This window comes from Herminiimonas sp. Marseille-P9896 (assembly GCF_903993245.1).
Taxonomy (GTDB): Bacteria; Pseudomonadota; Gammaproteobacteria; order Burkholderiales; family Burkholderiaceae_D; genus Oxalicibacterium; species Oxalicibacterium contaminans.
The window spans coordinates 789,580-805,897 of record NZ_CAJEVT010000002.1; the positions used below are offsets into that span (position 1 = coordinate 789,580).

A 16,318-nucleotide genomic window follows, 5' to 3' on the forward strand; every position below is an offset into this window, starting at 1 on the left:
CCTGGATAATCTTGTCGTCTTGCCTATATTGCTAAGACGACATTTTTGTTGGTGAAATAAATCATTTGTAAATTTTCAAAAAATTATAGTTCATTAGTAAAATATATTGGAGTAAAATAAAACACGGTCACAAGCTAACGGGTGTTTGCATCATGAATCGAAGAATTGCTTATTTGGGTATTGCCTGCATGACGGCGCTGCTGAGCGCCTGTGCGGATATGGGCAATATCAAGCCACAAGCGCGGCGCATGGATGCGAATGCGCTGGGCAGCGGCTCGGTAATTAGCCAGTCCGCAGCCAACGATGCGACGCTGTGGCCGCAGCAGCAGTGGTGGCATGCATATGGCGATGCACAACTGGATGCATTGATTGCGACTGCCTTAAGTGACAGCCCGAACCTGCACATTGCTGAAGCGCGCGTGCGCCAGGCGCAGTCCTATGCCGGTCTGGCCGAGTCGGCTACCTTGCCGAATGTCAGCGCGTCGACGTCGATGACGCGTCAATTGTTCTCCGCACATGATTTCATTCCGCCACCGGAAGCTGGCAACTACGCCTGGTATAACCGCGTCGCGGTAGAAGCGACTTACGATCTTGACCTGTGGGGCAAGCATCGTCAGGAATTGGCAGCAGCGTTGGATGAAGTAAAAGTATCTGCGGCTGAATCGCAGATGGCGCGACTGGCACTGGAAAACAATATTGTGCGCAGCTATGTGCAGCTGTCCCTGCAATATGCATTGAAGGATATAGTCGAAGATACCTTGTCGCATCGCGAAAAAGGTTTGCAGGTGATGCGCAAACGCCTGGCCGCAGGCCTGGCTACCGAGATGGACGTGACGCAACTGGAAGCAGCGATTCCTCCATTGCATATACAGATAGAGCAATACGACGAAGCAATCATTGTGTTGCGCAACCAGCTTGCCGCATTTACCGGCAAAGGTCCGGCAGAAGGCGAGAAGATCACGCGTCCGACACTGGCGCTGGATAATAATGCGTGGTTGCGTTTGCCTGCGGTGCTGCCTGCCGACCTGATCGGTCGTCGTCCGGATGTGGCGGCACGTCGTTGGGGTGTGGAAGCCGCCGGTAAGCAAATCGAAGCGGCCAAAGCGGCGTTTTATCCCGACATCAACCTGATGGCCTTTATTGGTTTCCAGGGCATAGGCTTTTCGAATTTCCTCAAAGGTGATTCGTCCATACGTGGCATAGGGCCAGCAATTTCATTGCCGATTTTTGATGGTGGCCGCCTGCGCAGTAATCTGGGTGCGCATACTGCAGCCTACGATATTGCCGTCGAAAGTTATAACGGCACCTTGATCCATGCACTGGAAAGCGTAGCCAACACATTGGTGGTCGCACAATCATTGCAGCAACAAAAAACATTGAACGATGGTGCGCTCGTGACAGCGAGCAAGGCACGTACGCTGGCGAGCAAAGGCTTCGCTGCGGGCATGACTGACTTCCTGGTATTGCTTAATAGCGAGGTCGCCTTGCTGACGCAGGAACAACAACGTGCACAAATCACTGCGCGCATGCTGGAAAGTCACGCTGCACTGATGCTGGCGCTGGGTGGTGGATATCAAGCGGAACCGCAGCCGGAACAAACAAACAGCAACAAGGATAAGCCATGAGTAACTTTGACAGTACCGTACGTCGTATCGCGCGCTGTGGTGAGCGCATGCCCGAACATCCGAAGCAGTTGGTGACCCTGAGCCGTCTGGCGTATCACATCCAGAAGCGTACGCAAGATCAACTGAATGCGGTGATGAAAGAACATGGCCTGACCAGTGTCAGCTATACCGCGCTGATGGTGCTCTATGGTTCGGATGAAGAAACGCAGCGTGCGTCGGACCTGGGTGATGCCTGCTCGGAAAAACCAGCCAACCTGACGCGTATTTGTAACGACCTCGAAAAGCAGGGCCTGATCAAACGTCGCTTCAGTCTGGAAGACCGTCGCAGTGTAGAGATATCGCTGACGACCGCAGGTCGCAAACGCGTCGAACAAGTGTCGCCGGATTACTGGGCTATCCTGCATCAGACCTATGAAGGCCTGACGGAAAAAGAATTGTCGCAGCAGGAAACCATGCTCCGACGCCAGCTCAGCAACCTGGAAGCAAGAAGCCCGGAATGAGCAGCAGCGTCGAAGCCACTGCGCCAGCCCCCACGCCAGCACCGGCTGCTGCATGGCACCGCCGCGCACGCGTGATTGCGCAGGATTGGCTGGAGACGGAAGGGCAGCGCTGGGTCTTCGTGTTGAAAACCTTGCTGGCGGCTTTCCTCGCTTTATGGATAGCGTTCCGTCTGGGCTTTGATTCGCCACGCAGCGCGATGATGACGGTATTCATCGTGGCCTTGCCGAGTAGCGGTATGGCGCTGGAAAAAAGTATTTATCGTTTGTTTGGCACATTGGTCGGTTGTGCTGCAGCGCTGACGCTGATCGCTTTGTTCCCGCAACAGGCAATGTTGCTCTTCATTGCGCTCGCATTCTGGGTCGCCTTGTGTACCGCCGGTTCTGCGTTGATGCGTAATGCGCGTTCCTATGGTTTTGTGCTGGCTGGGTACACCGCTTGTATGATCGCGGTACCGGCCATCGATGCGCCTTTGCAGGTATTCAATCTCGCAGTGTCGCGCGTGACGGAAATCTCCTTGGGTATTCTCTGTGCAGCACTGGTGAACGATGCCTTGTTTCCGAAACATCAGAGTGAGCAGCTGGTGCAGGCCGTACGTCGTTTATATCGCAATATTGCGCAGTTGTGCAGCGATGCGATGCAAGGGCGTTTAACTCCGGAGCAATTGGAACGTTTGCACCTGCAGTTTGCTACCGAAGTGGCGGCACTGGAATCCGGCCGCGCCGCTGCTTTCTTTGAAGCTGGCGATATCCGTACACGCAACCAGCAATTGCACGCCTTCAATGCGGCAGCGATGGTCGGCCTGACCACATTCCATACCTTGCATCAATTGATGCAGCGCCTGCGCAATCGTGGCGACATGCTGGTGCCGGATGTGATGCTGCCTTTGTATGATGCGTTTTCAAATGCTTTGCTGGTGACGAATATCCCGGCGCGTACCGCGGTCGAAGTTGGTGTCACGCGCGACAAATTGAGTGCCTTGCATGTAGTCTTGCCGCAAATGATTGCCGAGGCGCGCGGGAATTTCCTGCGTCATGAATACAACGATGTGCAAAGGCTGAACCTGGATACGGCGCTGGAACTGATGCAGCGTTTCAGTGATGAGTTCTATCAGCTGGTGGTGATTTACCACGATCTGCCCAAGCGCCTGTCGGACAAACCTGCGAAGAATGCCCGACAGATCCTCAGCTACAGCGCCAAGACGCCACCGATGATTGCGCTGGCAGCAGGTTTGCGCAGTGCCGCCGCCTTGTTGCTGCTGACCTTGGCATGGCATGGATTGAACTGGCCGAGCGCAGGTGGTGCGGTCATCATCACCGTGATTTTTTGCGGGCTGGCGGCATCGTCGCCTGATCCTAGTGGTTTGATACGCCAGACCACGCTGGGCTTTGCGAGTGCGACGCCGTTTGCTTTCTTCTGTGCCTTCTTCATGCTGAATCACGTCGAAGGTTACATGATGCTGGTGCTGGCGATGCTGCCGTTCTTGCTGGTTGGTGCGTATATCAGTACCTGGCGCAAGGTGGCGGGTATCGGTATCGGCTTCAACCTGATGTTTGCGCAAATGATTGCACCAGAAAACCTGATGCGCTTCGATGTGCTGAACTTCATTAATGACAGCATGGCGCAAGTACTGGGCCTGGTTCTGGCCGGTCTGATGTTTGCCTTGATCCTGCCTGAGCATAAACAAGGGTCGCGGCGCCATATTGCTGATTCCTTGTGGGGCGAGGCTTTACGCCTGTGCATCAGTGATGCGGCCAACCTGCGCCATCATTTTGAAAGCCGGGTGCGTGATTTGCTGAATCAACTGAGCATGAGCATACGTGGTACGGCAGATGCCGACACACGTCGTACTCTGAATCAGGCGATCACCTTGCTGGAAATTGGCCATGCCATTATCGATTTACGTGATCTGAGCGCACGCCTCAAGCCCGGCCATCCGGCACGCGTGGCCAAAGAGAAGTGCGTCGCTAGCCTGGCTGATTACTTCCGCAAGCCGCAAGCGCCGCAGCATGCACGTGCGCTGGCAGAGACACAAGCCGCAGGCGTGATGTTACGCAGTCTGTTGTTGAGTAAAGAAACATTGCAGGAAAATGAAGCAGCACAATTGCAGCGCGCGCTGACTGACCTGCACCTGATCCATGCTTCCTTGCTGGATCAGTCACTGAACGAATTTTCTACCGAAGCTGCATTGACGAACGGAGCAAGCCATCATGCCGCGTGAGATTTCCATTTTTGGCGTATTGGCGCCATCGCTGCTGCTGGTCTTCCTGCTGGCGGTCGTCATCCACATTGGTGTCGACTGGCTGTGCGGCCACTTCGGTATTTATAAACATGTCTGGCATCGCTCGCTTTTCCGCTTGTGCCTGCTGGTTTGCATATTCGGCGCACTCGCGCTTGTTATTTACTAGGGATCATCGCTATGCGTACCTCCGCTTATCTCCGCTACATCATCACCGGCGTACTCTTGCTGCTTGCCATTTTATTTGGCAAGTATCTGTGGGATGACAATATGTATTCGCCATGGACGCGTGATGGTCGCGTCAAGGCCAATATCATCCACATCGCACCGGATGTGTCCGGCATCGTGACCAGGGTTGAGGTGAAGGATAATCAGTTTGTGCACAAGGGCGATATCCTGTTCACTATCGACAAGAGCCGCTATGCACACGTGTTGACGCAGGCGGAAGCAACGCTTGCTGCGCAGCAGGCAGAGAAGGGTATGCGCAGCAAGGAAGCAGCACGTCGTAGCGGACTGGATGCTTCCATCGTCACCAGCGAGAACCGTGAAGCCGCAGCGTCGCTGTCATCGATAGCCGGTGCCAAGTACCAGGCAGCTGCAGCCGCGCGCGATACTGCGCAATTGAATCTGGAACGTACCGATGTGCGCGCACCGGTCGATGGTTATGTCACCAATTTACATGTGTATGCGGGTGACTTTGCAACTTCAGGCGTACCGCAGCTGGCCGTGATCGATAGTAATTCCTACTATGTCAGCGGCTATTTTGAAGAAACCAAATTGCCGTATCTGAAGGTCAACGATAAGGTCGAGATACGCCTGATGAGTGGCGGCGCGACCTTGCAAGGTCATATCGAAAGTATTTCGCGCGGTATTACCGATCGTGAAGCGAACACTGGCCGTGAATTACTGGCCGATATCAATCCGACCTTTAACTGGGTGCGCCTGGCGCAGCGCGTACCGGTGCGCATACGCATAGACGACCTGGATAAGGATCATCAGCTGGTGGCAGGCATGACTTGTACCGTGATCGTCCAGCCGGCCAAGAAGTAAGCAGCCGTTTTCCCTCAGGTGGCGACGATGCCGTACGGTATCGTGCGCCGCGCATCCTTCAGGGCGACCGCCCACCAATGCAGCTGCGCCAGCATCATCTCCATTGATTTTTCCGCACGTGTAGCTGCGTATAAACGCCCTTGGTCGTCGAACTGTTCCCATGCATTGGCAAAGCTCACGCTGTTGCGCATCGTCGCGACATGCAGTTCGGTAAACACCTGGCGCAATTGTTCGACTGCGCGCAAGCCGCCGGACACACCACCATAGGAAACAAAAGCCAGCGGCTTGGCTTGCCATTCGCGTGATACAGAATCGATCAGGTGCTTCAGCGGAGCGGGGTAGCCATGGTTGTATTCAGGCGTGATCACGATGAAGGCATCGGCGCGATCCAGGCAAGTCCTGAGTGCGTGCAGATCCGGATTTTGCTCGCTCTGTGGTTGTAAGGATAGCTTGGCCGGATCGACGATCTCCAAGGCAAATTCCTGATGCTTGCGGACTTGCGCGCTGGCCCAGTTCGCGATGATGTCGCAGTAACGTCCTTCGCGGATGCTGCCGTAGATCAGGACGAGATTGAGTTTCTCATTCGTTGCGCTTAATTCCCTGGTGGCTATGGTTGGTAACAGTGCTGACATTGAACCTCCAAATGCTGTTTTTCTGCTGTTTTAGGTAATGCGCCGGATGAACGGTGCGCTGATAATATACTGTATATACGTACAGTTAAAAAGAAATAATTACATCCGTTGACCATCCTGCGGATGACGCCCTAAAGCGATGCCTGGCAGTGCATGGGACTTGCGCAACGGTGACGGCTTAGTGTAAAACCTCAACTTAACTTGAGGTCAAGAGGTCGCCATGAAAAAAATCCCGGACGGACAAATACACATGGAGCTGACGGTAGGAGAAGTCGCCACGCGCAGTGGTGTGGCCGTGTCTGCCATTCATTTTTATGAGGCGAAAGGCTTGATCAGCAGTCGCCGGAATACCGGCAACCAGCGTCGTTATGCGCGCGATGTTTTGCGCCGGGTGGCTGTGATCAAGGTGGCGCAGCGTTCCGGCATTCCGCTGGCTTCGATCGCCGCAGCGCTTGCCAGTTTGCCGCAAGGTCGGACGCCGACTATCAAGGATTGGGCGCGACTGTCGGCTGGCTGGCGCGCCGAGCTGGACGAGCGCATAGCAAAGATGATGCAGTTGCGTGACCAGCTAGACCAGTGCATAGGCTGTGGCTGCCTCTCGATAGGGCACTGCAGTTTGCGCAATCCGAGTGACCAATTGGCTGAACAGGGAGCGGGAGCGCATTTCCCGGACGATATAAAGGTGGGGCCAGAATAGAATCAATCGTTCCAAAAATAGGACGGTTAAGCGAAAAATTGCTATCTACCGGGCATTTTGCTTTCCAATTATTGTTCGTCTGTGGCCGGAATCAACCGTGCACAACCCCAGACAGATTCAATAATTTAAAGGAGAAATAGCCATGTCTAAACCTTACACCCGCCTCGACAAAAACGACGTTGCCGTTCTATTGGTAGATCATCAGGCTGGCTTGCTGTCGCTGGTGCGCGATATCGATCCGGACAAATTCAAGAACAATGTGCTGGCGCTGGCCGACCTCGCCAGCTACTTCAAACTGCCTACCATCCTGACCACCAGCTTCGAAGATGGCCCGAATGGCCCGCTGGTACCGGAACTGAAAGCGCAATTCCCTGATGCTCCTTACATCGCACGTCCTGGCCAGATCAATGCGTGGGATAACGAAGACTTCGTCAAGGCCATCAAGGCTACTGGCAAAAAACAATTGCTGATCGCTGGCGTAGTGACGGAGGTCTGCGTGGCATTCCCGGCTTTATCGGCCCTGGCCGAAGGTTATGAAGTGTTTGTTGTTACCGATGCGTCCGGTACCTTTAATGAAATCACGCGTGACGCTGCATGGGATCGCATGTCGCAAGCTGGTGCACAACTGATGAGCTGGTTTGGTGTCGCTTGTGAACTGCACCGCGACTGGCGTAACGATATCGAGGGTTTGGGTACGCTGTTCTCGAATCACATTCCTGACTATCGCAACCTGATTACCAGCTACAACACGCTGACCAAAGCGAAGTAAGGCTGATAGCTACAGATAAAAAGCCCATGACCTACATGGGCTTTTTTTATTGTTACTAGTATCTGCACAGTATTGAATATGACCGTTCGATGACGTGCGTGCTGAATTATTTTTCACTCATGCCAGGTTAAATTCATCTGCCGGAAAAAATAGGCGCGCTTAATATAGCGAATGTATGGCAATCAAACACGCAGCACCTGAAAGTGGAACGACATGGAAGTCGAATTGAAACTATTTATCCGTCCGCAAGATATCGCATCCTTCAAGAAGCATCCCTTGCTGAAGAAGTATGCGCAGTCCGCTCCCGTGGTGCAGGAACAGGTCGGGATCTATTTCGATACCGAGACGCATGAGCTGCGGAAGTCGGATGCAGGTTTGCGGGTGCGCCTGGCGGCCAAGGTCTGGACGCAGACTTTGAAAGCCGGTGGCGAGGTCGGTAGCGGATTGCATCAGCGGCATGAATGGGAATCGGTGGTGCATCGTGCCGAACCGGATCTGTATGCATTGCGCAAGATGATAGACGTGCGTGGTGCATGGGATCACTTGCTTGCATCGCCGAAATTCGCAGCACGCTTGCGTCCCATCTTTACGACCACGGTGAGCAGGACGATCTGGCAATTGCAGCTGTCCAACGGCAGCGAAATCGAATGTGTGCTGGATCAGGGCAATATCAGCCATGCAGATCGCAATGACGCGGTCAGCGAAGTTGAGCTGGAACTGAAGTCGGGCAAAGCATCGCATCTGTTCGGGTTTGCTCTGGAGTTGCTGAAGAAAGTACCGTTACGCATAGAGAATCTCAGCAAGGCCGAGCGCGGATATATTTTGCACGCGCAGGAGAAGCCGGGTGCGGTGAAAGCTGAGAGTTTACGGTTGTCGAAGAATATGACGATGAACCAGGCTTTCGCCACTATCGTCGAAAATTGTTTGCGTCAGGTGCAGGCAAATGCGCCCGGTGTGATCGCAGCAGATAGCATGGAAAGCCTGCATCAGATGCGCATAGGGCTGCGCAGATTGCGCTCCGCTCTGAAGCTATTCCAGGAATTGATTACGCTGCCGGAAGACCTAAAGGAGGAGCTGGAATGGTTGTCCGATGCCATCAGTGCCGCGCGTGACTGGGATGTGCTGGCGACGAAGACGCTGGCAACGATCAGGACTGATGCGGTGGATGACGAGCTGGACGAGGTCAGGCAGGCGGCTTTGGCAAAAGCAGTGCTGCTGCATCAGGTTGCCGCCTCGGCCGTTGACTCGGTACGCTACACACGTCTGATACTGAGTCTTGCGCATTGGTTGCAAGATGGGGCATGGCGTGAATCGCTGCCACCGCTCAAGGGTAAGGATTTGCGTAAACGCCTGAAAATGTTTTCGCAGGACATGCTGGAGAAAGACCAGCAGCGCCTGAAGAAGCGTGGCCGCCAGTTGAAAGATGCAGATGCGAAAACACGCCACCGAGTACGTATAGCGGCGAAGAAGATGCGTTACGACACCGAATTCTTTCAGTCGCTGTATCCATCGCGTGAAACGAAAGAATACGTCGCTGCATTGGCTGATTTGCAGGATGGTTTGGGCAGCCTGAATGATATCGCGGTAGGTGATGAGTTGTTGTCGCAGATCGAGAAAGATCAATCTGAACTGACCGGCATCACCGGCTTTATCCGTGGCTATCTTGCCGCTCGTGCGGCGGAAGACGAGTGCAAGGTCAAGAAGTTGTGGAAGAAGTTTAAGGCCAAGCAGTTTCCTGAGTGAAATGCGGCAGCGTGCATGGCCTGATCTGGCCACGAGACGTCAGATTGGGTAACTAAAATAATTAAAAATATATTTTTCTGACCCTGCCTCCAAAACGGTTTCCCGTGGGTAGTACCTGTATCAACCGGATTATTGCAGTGGCGATAGTTCCTGTTGGTCACACTTATCCACTACAAAAAGGAAACCATCATGAATAAGCTCCATTCCGTTGTCGTCCTGGCCGGTTTTGCCGCATTCTCCAGTGCATGGGCAGCCCCATTTACGCAAGATGCACTCCCTGCCGCAGTGCAGGTTCCTGCTGGTAATCATGTAGCGATGGAAACCGTCGGTGCCGGTACCATCACCTATGAATGCAAAGTTAAAAAAGACACGATGGACCAGCATGAATGGGTATTTGTCGGTCCTGATGCCGTGTTGTCCGATCGCAGCGGCAAAGCAGTAGGCAAATACTTCGGTCCACCAGCAACCTGGGAAAGCAATGATGGTTCGAAAATCACCGCAACCCAGCTGGCAGTCGCACCAGGCGGCACTGGCAACATCCCGCTGCAACTGGTCAAGGCCAACCCTGCCATGGGTAACGGCGCGATGAACGGCGTGACCTTCATCCAGCGCGTAGCGACCAAAGGCGGTGTGGCACCAGCTTCGGCTTGCGCAGCAGGCAACCTGGGCGCGAAGGAAATCGTCAAGTACCAGGCTGACTACATCTTCTGGAAAGCCATGTAATGACAAGCTTGCCCGTCACAATTGTCGGCGGGCAAGGTTGCAGCAGTTATAATCGGCTGACACGACTGTTAGCAGCCGATTACTTACTGGCGTATCTATCCTTGAACGAAGACTCCTTTGATTACGATGCCGCCTTGCGGGCTTGTGCCCGCGGTGAGCAAGAGGCACTACAACAGATCTACCGGCAGGACGGACCACGTCTGCTGGGTGTCGCGTTGCGCATAGTGCGGCAACGTGCATTGGCTGAAGATGTGTTGCATGACGCCTTCGTCAATATCTGGCGCAAGGCCGGCAGCTTTGATGCAGCACGCGGTGCTGGGCGTGGCTGGATACACAGCATAGTGCGACACCAAGCATTGAATCTGATGCGTGATCGCCAGCAGGAGATATATACCGATGAAGATACGGTAGAAGCACTGGATGCGCAGCAGGGTGAGCATGCACATGATTCGTTTGAAACGCATGTCAATCTCGGCAAGCTGGATGACTGCCTGTCGCATCTGGATCACGCCAAACGCAGCAGCCTCTTGTATGCCTATGTTGACGGCTGTAGTCATCGCGAAATTGCAGAGCGGATGAAGTCGCCGGTAGGTTCAGTCAAGGCGTGGATTAAACGGGGTTTGTTGGCCTTACGGGAGTGCATGGGATGAATGAATCGGATGAGGAGTTGCAGCAGCTCGCCGGTGAATACGTACTCGGCACGCTGAATGCTGCGCAACGCAGGGATGTCGAAGCTCGTCTGTCACGGGACGACGCATTGCGTCACGCCGTCGAACAATGGGAGCGACGTCTGATGCCACTCACCGCGATCCCTGAACCACAGGAATTACCACCACAGTTGTGGCCGCGTATCGCTGCCAGCATAAGACCAGCGACACGTGCGCTGGAATCCGGCTGGGCCGGTTTATGGAATAACGTGCGCCTATGGCGTTTCCTGAGTGCCGGCAGCATGACTGCCGCCGTTTTGTTGGCAGTGCTAATGGTGACGCGTCCGGTTGCGACTGAAACTAAATTTATGGTGGTACTGGTTGACCCGAAGGCGCAGACACCGGGCTGGATAGTACAAGCCAAGCTGGGACAACAATTACAGTTGCAACCATTGGGCAAGGAAGAAGTCCCTGCCAACAAGTCCCTGCAGTTCTGGACCAAGGGTGACGGCTGGAATGGTCCGGTCTCACTGGGACTGGTCAGCCCCGGCAAGGATGCAACTTATACGCTGGATCATTTGCCTCCTATGCAGGAGAACCAGCTGTTCGAAATCACACTGGAACCTGAAGCCGGTTCACCTATCGGTCGTCCGACCGGACCTATTCTCTACATAGGTCGCGCCGTCAAACTGACGACTTAAAAATACAGGCGGCCTACTTATGGCCGCCTGTCTTCATATCAGGCCTTGGCTTGCATCCTGTTTCCAAACAAAGGCTTCTGCACAGTCTGTGTCAGCAACACGCCTATCAATGTCACGCCGCCACCGATTACATGGTAGGCATGCATCGCATCGCGCAGCCAGATCACAGCAAACAAGGCAGTCAAGACCGGCAGCAGGTTGATAAAAATGCTGCAGCGATTCGGCCCCAATTGTTTGACGCCTTCTATCCACAGGAAGGACAAGATAATCGATGAGCCTATACCTGCATAAGCGATCAGTGGCAGCGTACGTGCATCCAGTTCAGCTGCACCCGGCGGCAACATCACAAACATAGGCAGCATGAACAGCAGGGCTGCGCCGGCCTGGATATAAATCGCCTGCCATGCCGGTACGTTCATCTTCCAGTGCTTCAGCAAGACGCCATACAGCGCATACGAAGCCGCCGCCAGCAGCATCAGCAAGTCACCAAGATGCACGCCCGAGCTGAGCGCGGCGGTGAGACTGCCTTGCCCGACCAGATACAGGATGCCGCCAAACGAAAGTATGCCGCCGCCTACCATGCCCAAAGTGATGGCTTCACCCAGCACCATTACGCTGAGGATGGCGGTCAGCAATGGGATCAGTGCGGTCACGATAGCCATATTGGTCGCGGTCGTACTTTCGGCAGCGCGGTAAGACAGGCTCTGGAACAAGGCCATCGCCAGCAAGCCGGACAAAGCCAGTTTCCAGAGATGACGACGGATCATCGCGCGGTTGCGCCATAAAGGTCCGAGCATGACCGGACTCATCAGCAACAGTACCAGCACCAGGCGATAAAACGTGATCGCAGTCGGCGAGATCGCAGAGGCGGCGAGTTTGGAAACGATCACATTTCCGGCCCACAGCACGATGGCAAAGAAGGGGTAAAAAAAGGCGGATAACGCAGGCGTATGTGGGTTGGCAGCAGGGGATGCGGACATAAGACACTCTCAGTATTCTTGATAACGGGAGTAAATTTTGCCCTGATCTGGCTAGTCGTTCGCGTGCTAATATGACTCAACTTATCGCAAAAGTGACACTATGGCTGACGCCACTCCCTATCAGGATCTGGTCGGTTCGGATGCACCTGCTGCCGCACTGGCCATCGATTACCCGCACGGACATGTGATTCCGCCGCACCGGCACGCTTATGCGCAGTTGCTGTATGCACTGGAAGGGGTGTTGACGGTTGAAACGCAGGATGGACGCTGGGTGGTGCCGCCTACGCGTGGCGTCTGGTTGCAGCCGGATGTCGATCATCAGGTCAGCATGCGCGGCGACGTCAAGATGCGTACCGTGTTCGTGAATCCGACTTTCCTGCCCAATCTGCAGCAGCACAGCTGTGTGCTCGATATTCCGGTTTTGTTGCGGGAACTGATCGTATCAGCGATAGGCATTACGCCGGATCTGCAAGTCGGCACACGCGACTGGCATTTGCTGCATTTGCTGGTGATGGAATTGCGCTCGGTACCGGTTTTGCCGCTGTATTTGCCTTTACCCGCGGACAGTCGCTTGCGTGAAATTTGTCAGCAGACCATGCTTTATCCGGATGAGCAAAATACCGTGCAGCAGCAGGCTGAGTTACTCGGTATTTCCACGCGTACCTTCCACCGCTTGTTCCTGCGTGAAACCGGCATGCGCTACGGGCACTGGCGACAGCAGGCTCGGCTGTTGCTGGCGCTGGAAAGCCTGGCACGCGGCGACAAGGTGATCGATGTGGCACTTGAACATGGCTACAGCAGCCAGAGTGCGTTTGCGGCGATGTTCAAGAAACACTTCGATATTTCACCGAGTCGTTTTTTCAGCTGATGCTATTTGCTGCTTACTGGAAGTCACGGCTGGAGATGGATAGCTCGCCGAGCAACTCCGAGTGATCGACGATGCGTTTGGCGACCAGGTGACGTACATCGTCTTTCGATTGCCAGATGCCGTAGACAGTCATCAATTGCGCATTCAGGATTTCCTTGCGTTGTTTGTCGACCAGGTCGGGCCAGATGATGACGTTGGTGATGCCGGTTTCATCTTCAAGTGTAACGAACATGGTGCCTTTGGCGGTCGGTGGCCGTTGCCGCATGGTGACGATGCCGGTGGTGCGTGCCAGCTTGCGGTTGGCGAAGCCTTTCATTTCCAGTGCCGTTGATAAGTTCATTTGCTTGAGCCGTGGTCGCAGCAGGGCAAGCGGATGGCGCTGCAGGGTCAGGCCGGTACTGGCATAGTCGGCGATGATTTCCTGACCTTCACTGGCCGGTGGCAGGATTAATGGCGCTTCCACTATAGGTGCGTCGCGCAGCAAGGCTGGTGGAGGCAGCATGCCAGCAACTTCCCATTTGGCCTGACGCCGATGTCCGGTCAGCGCGAGCAGCGCATTGGCGCGTGCCAGTGCGCCCAGTTCATGCTGATCCAGTGCGGCGCGACGTGCCAGGTCATCGGTATTGCTGAAGCTGCGATGGGTACGCGCCTCGACTATGCGTTCCGCCGCAGCCAGCGATAATCCTTTGACCATATGCAGGCCCAGTCGTACTGCCGGATATTGCGCGTGTATGTCCTCCATCGAGGAATCAGTCCCGCTGATCATGATGTCGACCGGACGTACTGGTACACCATGGCGTTTTGCATCTTGCACCAGTTGTGACGCGGAATAAAATCCCATCGGTTGTGAGTTCAGCAGCGCCGCGAGGAAGGCGGCTGGTTCGTGGCACTTGATCCATGCCGAGACATAAACCAGCAGCGCGAAGCTGGCGGCATGCGATTCGGGGAAGCCGTATTCGCCGAAGCCTTTGATTTGTTCGAACAGGCGATCCGCAAAGCCGGGATCGTAGCCATTTTCTGCCAGCCCATCCTTGAGTTTCTTTTCGTGTTTTTCCAGATTGCCTTTGCGTTTCCACGCTGCCATCGAGCGCCGCAAATCATCGGCCTCACCGGGACGATATCCGGCCGCAAGTACTGCGATTTGCATGACTTGTTCCTGGAAAATAGGAACCCCACAAGTGCGGGATAGCGCTTCTTTGATTTTTTCGCCGGGGTAAGGTACATCCTCTTTCTTCATGCGCCGGTTCTTCAGATAAGGATGCACCATGCCACCCTGTATCGGTCCCGGCCTGACGATGGCGACCTGTATCACCAGGTCGTAATAACAGGTAGGACGCAGACGCGGCAACATGGACATTTGCGCGCGCGATTCGATCTGGAAGACGCCTATGGTATCGGCGGCGCAAATCATTTCGTAGGTGGCGGCATCATCATCATGGATGTCCTGCAGTTCGAAGTCACAGCCGCGCCGCTGGCTTATCATTTTCAGTGCACGCTGTATCGCCGATAACATACCCAGTGCGAGCACGTCGACTTTCAAAAAGCCGAGTGCATCCAGATCATCCTTGTCCCATTCAATGACGTTACGATTTTCCATCGCGGCGTTTTCTATCGGTACCAGTCGCGCCAGACTGTCGTGCGCGATGACAAAGCCGCCGGTGTGCTGCGATAGGTGACGTGGAAAGCCGATCAGCGTTTGCGTTAGCTCGACCAGCTTTTGCACTATGGGCGAGTCCGGATCAAAACCGTTTTCCTGCAGGCGATCTGCGCCTATTTGTTTACCGTCCCACCATTTATGCGATTGCGACAGGCGATTGACCTGCTCAAAGTCCAGCCCCAGTGCCTTGCCGACATCCTTCATCGCCGAGCGTGGCCGATAGGTGATGAGGGCGGCAGTTAATGCGGCACGATGGCGGCCGTATTTGTCGTAAATGTATTGCATGACTTCTTCACGTCGTTGATGTTCGAAGTCGACATCGATGTCCGGCGGTTCATTGCGCTCACGGGAAATGAAACGTTCAAACAGGACACTGCTGCGTGACGGATCGACCTCGGTGATGCCGAGGCAATAGCAGACGATGGAGTTGGCCGCCGAGCCACGTCCCTGGCACAGGATTTTTTTGCTGCGCGCGAATTTGACGATGTCGTATACCGTGAGGAAGTAAGGTTCATAGCGCAGTTCGTGGATCAGGCTGAGCTCATGTTCTATCTGCTTCTGGAATTTCTCCGGGATGCCATTCTTGTAGCGTTTTTGCGTCGCGCCTTCATAGGTCAGGCGACGCAGATAGGCTGACATGGTTTCCCCGGCAGGAACGATTTCTTTTGGATATTGATAGCGCAATTCTTCCAGCGAAAATTCACAGAGTGCAGCCAGCTTCAGTGTTTCTTCCAGCAAGGCAGCCGGATAAACCTGCGACAGCCGTAAACGTGAACGCAGATGCTGTTCGGCATTAGGTTGCAAATCCATCCCGCATTCGGCTATCGATTTGCTGAGCCGTACCGCGGTCAACGTGTCTTGCAGAGGTTTGCGCGAACGCACATGCATGAGCACATCACCCATCGCGACCAAAGGCAACGTATGTTGCACAGCCAGTTCTTTTAATTGTGCATGCCAGTGCTCATCACCTGACCAGTGCAGCAGCTCAAGCGCTATCCATGCATGTTTGCTGAATGTTTGCCTGAACCATGCGGCTTGTTCGCTTAATTCGTCGTAACTGGCGCAGCGTTGTGGCAGCAGGATGGCGAGGCAATCCGGTAAGTGCATCAGATGTGCAGCGCTGGCATCAAGCTGGGCGTCCAGGTCGCTGCGATACAAGGTATAGCTGCCTTTCACCGCACGCCGTCGTGCCAGCGTAATCAGTTCGGATAAATTGCCATAGCCTTCCTTGTTCTGTGCCAGGAAGAGCAGTTTCGTGCCACAAGCCAGTTTGATTTCGCTGCCTATGATCAGATGCAGTTCGCGCTTTTTTGCTTCCACATGTGCGCGGACTACGCCCGCGAGCGAACATTCATCGGTAATCGCGAGGCTGCTGTAGCCGAGGTCGCAGGCGCGTTCTACCAGCTCTTCCGGATGCGAAGCACCGTGCAGGAAAGTGAAGTTGGAGCGGCAATGCAATTCCGCATAGGAGGGCAGGCTGGGCAGCATG

15 protein-coding genes are annotated in these 16,318 nt (G+C 54.5%); 12 read left to right on the forward strand and 3 right to left on the reverse strand.

The annotated features are described in order from the left end of the window. Nucleotides 1-152: 152 nt before the first annotated feature. The 5 genes from H7U06_RS09130 to H7U06_RS09150 are packed head-to-tail and all read left to right on the forward strand — an operon-like array spanning nt 153 to nt 5,412. Complete coding sequence (locus H7U06_RS09130; RefSeq protein WP_175625813.1) at nt 153-1,625, forward strand: efflux transporter outer membrane subunit; 1,473 nt, start codon at nt 153-155, stop codon at nt 1,623-1,625. After that, nucleotides 1,622-2,125 (forward strand): MarR family winged helix-turn-helix transcriptional regulator, encoded by a 504-nt coding sequence (locus H7U06_RS09135; protein WP_175625814.1) that lies wholly within the window; start codon nt 1,622-1,624, stop codon nt 2,123-2,125. The genes H7U06_RS09130 and H7U06_RS09135 overlap by 4 nt, the downstream gene beginning before the upstream one ends. Next, complete coding sequence (locus H7U06_RS09140; protein ID WP_175625815.1) at nt 2,122-4,344, forward strand: FUSC family protein; 2,223 nt, start codon at nt 2,122-2,124, stop codon at nt 4,342-4,344. The genes H7U06_RS09135 and H7U06_RS09140 overlap by 4 nt, the downstream gene beginning before the upstream one ends. Next, complete coding sequence (locus H7U06_RS09145) at nt 4,334-4,531, forward strand: DUF1656 domain-containing protein (protein WP_012079785.1); 198 nt, start codon at nt 4,334-4,336, stop codon at nt 4,529-4,531. Before H7U06_RS09140 ends, H7U06_RS09145 begins: the two co-directional genes overlap by 11 nt. A gap of 11 nt (nt 4,532-4,542) precedes the next feature. Then, nucleotides 4,543-5,412, forward strand: a complete 870-nt coding sequence (locus tag H7U06_RS09150; protein ID WP_175625816.1) for an HlyD family secretion protein — start codon at nt 4,543-4,545, stop codon at nt 5,410-5,412. A gap of 14 nt (nt 5,413-5,426) precedes the next feature. Here H7U06_RS09150 and H7U06_RS09155 read toward each other — a convergent pair whose 3' ends face one another. Continuing rightward, entirely contained in the window at nt 5,427-6,044 is a 618-nt protein-coding gene (locus tag H7U06_RS09155; RefSeq protein ID WP_175625817.1) for an NADPH-dependent FMN reductase, read from the reverse strand. A gap of 220 nt (nt 6,045-6,264) precedes the next feature. Here H7U06_RS09155 and soxR point away from each other — a divergent pair, with 220 nt between their 5' ends. From soxR to H7U06_RS09185, 6 genes are all read left to right on the forward strand, one after another. Beyond that, complete coding sequence (gene soxR / locus H7U06_RS09160; RefSeq protein ID WP_175625818.1) at nt 6,265-6,741, forward strand: redox-sensitive transcriptional activator SoxR; 477 nt, start codon at nt 6,265-6,267, stop codon at nt 6,739-6,741. 142 nt (nt 6,742-6,883) lie between these two features. After that, nucleotides 6,884-7,510 (forward strand): isochorismate family cysteine hydrolase YcaC, encoded by a 627-nt coding sequence (gene ycaC / locus H7U06_RS09165; protein ID WP_175625819.1) that lies wholly within the window; start codon nt 6,884-6,886, stop codon nt 7,508-7,510. Between the two features lie 225 nt (nt 7,511-7,735). After that, entirely contained in the window at nt 7,736-9,253 is a 1,518-nt protein-coding gene (locus H7U06_RS09170; RefSeq protein WP_175625820.1) for a CYTH and CHAD domain-containing protein, read from the forward strand. Between the two features lie 189 nt (nt 9,254-9,442). Next, nucleotides 9,443-9,976: a DUF3455 domain-containing protein gene (locus H7U06_RS09175; RefSeq protein ID WP_175625821.1), complete on the forward strand. Its 534-nt coding sequence runs from the start codon at nt 9,443-9,445 to the stop codon at nt 9,974-9,976. Then, nucleotides 9,976-10,626 (forward strand): sigma-70 family RNA polymerase sigma factor, encoded by a 651-nt coding sequence (locus tag H7U06_RS09180; protein ID WP_175625822.1) that lies wholly within the window; start codon nt 9,976-9,978, stop codon nt 10,624-10,626. The genes H7U06_RS09175 and H7U06_RS09180 overlap by 1 nt, the downstream gene beginning before the upstream one ends. Further along, nucleotides 10,623-11,324: an anti-sigma factor domain-containing protein gene (locus tag H7U06_RS09185; RefSeq protein WP_175625823.1), complete on the forward strand. Its 702-nt coding sequence runs from the start codon at nt 10,623-10,625 to the stop codon at nt 11,322-11,324. Before H7U06_RS09180 ends, H7U06_RS09185 begins: the two co-directional genes overlap by 4 nt. 38 nt (nt 11,325-11,362) lie before the next feature. On the opposite strand, the gene H7U06_RS09190 is transcribed toward H7U06_RS09185, so the two are convergent. Continuing rightward, a complete protein-coding gene (locus H7U06_RS09190; protein WP_175625824.1) occupies nt 11,363-12,304 on the reverse strand; it encodes a DMT family transporter in 942 nt (313 codons plus the stop codon). A gap of 100 nt (nt 12,305-12,404) precedes the next feature. On the opposite strand from H7U06_RS09190, the gene H7U06_RS09195 reads away from it, so the two are divergent. After that, entirely contained in the window at nt 12,405-13,172 is a 768-nt protein-coding gene (locus tag H7U06_RS09195; protein ID WP_175625825.1) for a helix-turn-helix transcriptional regulator, read from the forward strand. A gap of 13 nt (nt 13,173-13,185) precedes the next feature. Here H7U06_RS09195 and H7U06_RS09200 read toward each other — a convergent pair whose 3' ends face one another. Beyond that, entirely contained in the window at nt 13,186-16,317 is a 3,132-nt protein-coding gene (locus H7U06_RS09200) for an error-prone DNA polymerase (RefSeq protein WP_175625826.1), read from the reverse strand. Nucleotide 16,318: the final 1 nt, after the last annotated feature.